The organism is Blastomonas sp. CCH1-A6 (genome assembly GCF_001556365.1).
Taxonomy (GTDB): domain Bacteria; phylum Pseudomonadota; class Alphaproteobacteria; order Sphingomonadales; family Sphingomonadaceae; genus Blastomonas; species Blastomonas ursincola.
On sequence record NZ_LSIS01000291.1, the window covers coordinates 1 to 4254 of the forward strand.

Here is a 4254-nt window from a genome sequence, read left to right on the forward strand (position 1 = left end):
ACCGCCACAAAAACCTGCATGGCATGCAATCGATCCATTGGGCTGACCTAACATTATTTCACTGAACGGAATAGAACCTTTCTTTCGACGGCTATTCTTTCAGAGGACCCAAAGGCGTAGCTTCTGGTCATCCGGTTCGACCGGCCCTTCAAACCCAAGGATCCCGTCATGAAACTCTATACCCACCCGCTCTCTGGCCATGCCCACCGGGCCAGCCTGTTCCTTTCGCTGATCGGTGCCGAGGTCGAGGAAATTGTTGTCGACCTTGCAGCAGGCGAACACAAGACCCCGGAATTCCTCAAGCTCAACCGATTCGGCCAAGTGCCGGTGCTGGTCGATCGCGACACTGTGATCGCCGATTCCAACGCGATCCTGATCTATGCCGCGCGCAAATATGGCCGCACCGACTGGTTGCCCGAAACAGCTGAAGGCGCCGCCGCCGTTCAGCGCTGGCTGTCCATTGCGGCCGGGCCGATAGCCTTCGGCCCGGCAGCCGCGCGGCTGATCACCGTGTTCGGCGCCAGGTTCGATGCCGACGAGGTCATCGCGCGCGCGCATGCCGTCCTGTCGCAGATCGATGCCGAACTGGCCGGTCGCAACTGGATCATCGGCGGCACGCAGCCGACGGTCGCCGATGTCGCGCTGTACAGCTACATTGCCAACGCCCCCGAGGGCAATGTCGACCATGCGCCGTACCCGCAAATCCTCGCCTGGCTGCGCCGGGTCGAGGGCCTTGAAGGCTTCGTTCCGTTCCAGCGCACAGTTGCTGGCCTGCGCATCGCGGCCTGATCTCCCCCTGCAGGCTGGCAGCATGCCTGCCAGCCTGCCACCCTGTCTGAAGGAGTTCGTTGTGATGACTACCCCGACCAGCGCACCATGGCATGCAGGCGAAGTCGCGATGCAGCAAACGGTCGGCGTCGCCGAGCGAATGGCGGTTGTGGGCAGCAAGGTCGTGCGTGACTTCATGCCGGACCAGCATCGCGACTTTTACGAGCAGCTGCCCTTTATCGTGATGGGTGCGGTCGATCCTCAGGGCGATGCCTGGGCGACCTTCGCCATCGGCAATCCGGGATTCCTGTCGTCGCCGGATCCCCGCACGCTGGAGTTTGCCTTCGAGCGCGATCCGCTCGATCCCGCCGATTCCGGGCTTGATGACGGCGCTGCTGTGGGGCTGCTCGGCATCGAGCTGCATACTCGTCGCCGCAACCGGATGAACGGAACACTGCGCCGCAGCGATGCCAGGAGCCACCATGTTCAGGTCAGCCACAGCTTCGGCAATTGTCCGCAATATATTCAGCTGCGCGATTTCCGCTTTGTCCGAAATCCGGCGCAGCCATCCCTCGCTCCGCCCGAGGAGATCGAGACCTTGCACGGACGCCCCGGAGAGATGGTTGCGGCGGCCGACACCTTCTTCGTCGCGTCCTATGTCGATACCGGTAGCGACCGTCAGGTCGATGTCTCGCACCGCGGCGGCAAGGCGGGATTTGTGCGCATCAATGCAGACGGCACGCTCACCATTCCCGACTTTGCCGGCAATCTGCATTTCAACACGCTGGGCAACTTTCTGGTCAATCCGCGCGCCGGGCTGATCTTCGCCGATTTTGCCACTGGCGATGTACTGCAGATGACCGGAAGTACCGAGGTCGTTCTGGATTCGCCGGAGATTGCCGCGTTCCAGGGCGCCGAGCGGCTGTGGACCTTTCGCCCGAGACGGATCGTGCTGCGGCGTGGGGCGCTGGCGCTGCGCTGGGCGATGCGCGAAAAGGGCTGGTCGCCCAATTCACTGATGACCGGCGACTGGCAAGCCGCCGCGCAGCGGATCGAAGCCGAAGCACTAACCAAAAGCTGGCGTCCGTTCATCGTGACCGATGCGATAGACGAGAGCGCGACCATCCGTTCCTTCCATCTGCAGCCGCAGGATGGAAAGGGGTTGATAGCGCACAAGGCTGGCCAGCACCTGCCGATCCGTGTCACATTGCCTGGCGATACCGAGCCGAGCTTGCGCACCTATACCCTGTCCTGCGCGCCGTCCGATGGCGGCTACCGTATCAGCGTCAAGCGCGATGGCAGGGTTTCGCAGTTTCTGCACGACCGGGTCGCAACAGGCGCGACCTTAGAAGCCAAGGGGCCGACGGGCACATTCACGATCGATGCGGCGGAACGCCGGCCTGCGGTGCTGGTCGCTGCCGGCGTCGGCATCACGCCAATGCTCGCAATGCTGCGCCATATCGTTTTCGAAGGGATTCGCACCCGCACAATCCGCCAGACCTGGATGATCCAGACCGCGCGCAACAAGGCCGAGCGCGCCTTCGATGCTGAGATCGACGCCCTGGCCGAGGCGGCGCAGGGGGCGGTTAGGGTCATCCGCATCGTTAGCCAGCCCGGCCCTGACGAGCGGACCGGCCGCGACCATCAGGGCGTTGGACGGCTAACCGCCGATAGCTTCCGGCAGATCCTGCCCTTTGGCGATTACGACTTCTATCTGTGCGGCCCCGGCGGGTTCATGCAGGACCTGTATGACGGGCTGCGCGATCTCAACGTCGCTGATCAGCGCATCCATGCCGAAGCATTCGGCCCTTCGGCACTGGCTCGCCGATCGGACCCATCTGCCGAGGCTGCGCCGCAGCCGCAGGCAGCGGAAAGCAGCGTCAGCGTTGTATTCACTGCATCGGGCAAGGAGGCGCGTTGGCACCCGGAGGGTGGATCGCTGCTTGAACTGGCGGAATCGCGAGGTCTGAAGCCCGAGCACAGCTGTCGCGCCGGATCGTGCGGTTCATGCGCGGTGCGGCTGCTCAAGGGCCGAGTTGCCTATCCCGTCACGCCCACCGCGCCGGTGGGCCCGGATGAAATTCTAATCTGCTCAGCGGTCCCGGCTGCGGGCAGCGAAACGCTGGAGATCGAACTGTGACTCAGGACCTGCAGACCAGCCTGCATCTTGGCCTTTCGGCAGAGGCAATGCTGCTGATCGACCCGCAACTGGAAGATAGCTCAATGCCGTCATGGTCGATGCGAAGCTGGCTTTTGCGAATGATGTTCTGCCTCTTACTGCTTTTGCTGCTCCCCGGTGCGCCTTTCATTTCCGAAAGCGGCTTCGGCCAGTTCGCCAAGGCAGCGCAATGCGCAAGCCGCTGCAATGCGCCATCCGTGACCCTTGTGCCTCGCCTCACCGTCTTCCTGTAATACTCTGATCGAAAAGGACCTTTTGCCATGTCAAGACCACCACTTCCCCCGTTCACCGAAGCAACTGCGCGCGAAAAGGTGCGTTTGGCCGAAGATGGCTGGAACAGCCGTGATCCTGTACGGGTCACCCAGGCCTATACGCCCGATAGCCAGTGGCGGAACCGGGCAGAGTTTCCGCGAGGCCATGCCGAGATCGAGGCATTCCTGACGCGGAAATGGAATCGCGAGCTCGACTATCGGCTGATAAAGGAACTCTGGGCATTCGGCGGCAACCGCATCGCAGTGCGCTATGCCTATGAATATCATGACGATAGCGGCCAGTGGTTCCGTGCCTATGGCAATGAGAACTGGGAGTTCGACGAAGACGGTCTCATGGCGCGCCGCTTTGCCAGCATCAATGAACATCCGATCGACGAGGGTGAACGCAAGTTTCGATGGCCGCTGGGTCGCCGCCCCGATAACCACCCGGGCCTCAGCGACCTGGGACTCTAAGGCCCCGTGGGGCAGGATCGTAACTGTGCCTGGCGACAGCACCAGTTTGATCACGGGCAATCAAAAGCGAGTGTGCCAGAATTCCGTTGAGTTGATTTGCTGGCTCGCTAACCCTTCTGCCCGTCATCGCCAAAGGCGCGCGGCAAATTAGGTGCGGCGCGATAGCAGGGAAGTACCGCTTGGGGCATTCCAAGCGCTTGTTGCTAAAGCCGACTATGCCGAGCCGCACCTGCTAACAGGCCGTTGTCCCGGGCCCGCCCTTAAACGGATCGGCATAGTTTGACGTGATCCAGCCGCCATAGAACGCTCCCGGCTGCGGGATGACGGTTTCGCCATCGACCGTGCAGCGGTCGAACGGCCCGGCATAGAAGGCAACGTGGTCGCGCAGCATCACGAAGCTTGCGCTGGGACTTAGATAGCTCCAGCCGACGCGAGGCAGCACATGGTCGCCGATCATGACATCCCAATAGCTGGCGGCCCCCTTCCACTCGCAGGACGAGCTGCCGGGCGCACGCCTCAACACCGCAGGCGCAATGTCGGCGGGCGGGATGTAGTAGCTCGGCGGATGGCTCGTCTCAAAGG

5 protein-coding genes are annotated in these 4254 nt (G+C 62.4%); 4 read left to right on the forward strand and 1 reads right to left on the reverse strand.

Going from position 1 to position 4254, the window contains the following annotated elements:
• Positions 1-168: 168 nt before the first annotated feature.
• From AX735_RS13940 to AX735_RS13955, 4 genes are all read left to right on the forward strand, one after another.
• The gene (locus AX735_RS13940) at positions 169-789 is read left to right on the forward strand and encodes a glutathione S-transferase family protein (protein ID WP_066281401.1); all 621 of its coding nucleotides are present in this window, start codon (positions 169-171) and stop codon (positions 787-789) included.
• 64 nt (positions 790-853) lie between these two features.
• Positions 854-2908 carry an FAD-binding oxidoreductase gene (locus AX735_RS13945; protein ID WP_066281411.1) on the forward strand — a complete coding sequence of 685 codons (2055 nt, stop codon included), beginning with the start codon at positions 854-856 and terminating at the stop codon, positions 2906-2908.
• A complete protein-coding gene (locus tag AX735_RS13950) occupies positions 2905-3180 on the forward strand; it encodes a hypothetical protein (RefSeq protein WP_137775284.1) in 276 nt (91 codons plus the stop codon). The genes AX735_RS13945 and AX735_RS13950 overlap by 4 nt, the downstream gene beginning before the upstream one ends.
• Before the next feature lie 27 nt (positions 3181-3207).
• Positions 3208-3672 carry a nuclear transport factor 2 family protein gene (locus tag AX735_RS13955; RefSeq protein ID WP_066281408.1) on the forward strand — a complete coding sequence of 155 codons (465 nt, stop codon included), beginning with the start codon at positions 3208-3210 and terminating at the stop codon, positions 3670-3672.
• 232 nt (positions 3673-3904) lie between these two features.
• Here AX735_RS13955 and AX735_RS13960 read toward each other — a convergent pair.
• Positions 3905-4254, reverse strand: a 350-nt coding sequence (locus AX735_RS13960; RefSeq protein ID WP_156447510.1) for a DUF427 domain-containing protein, incomplete at its 5' end; no start/stop codon positions are given.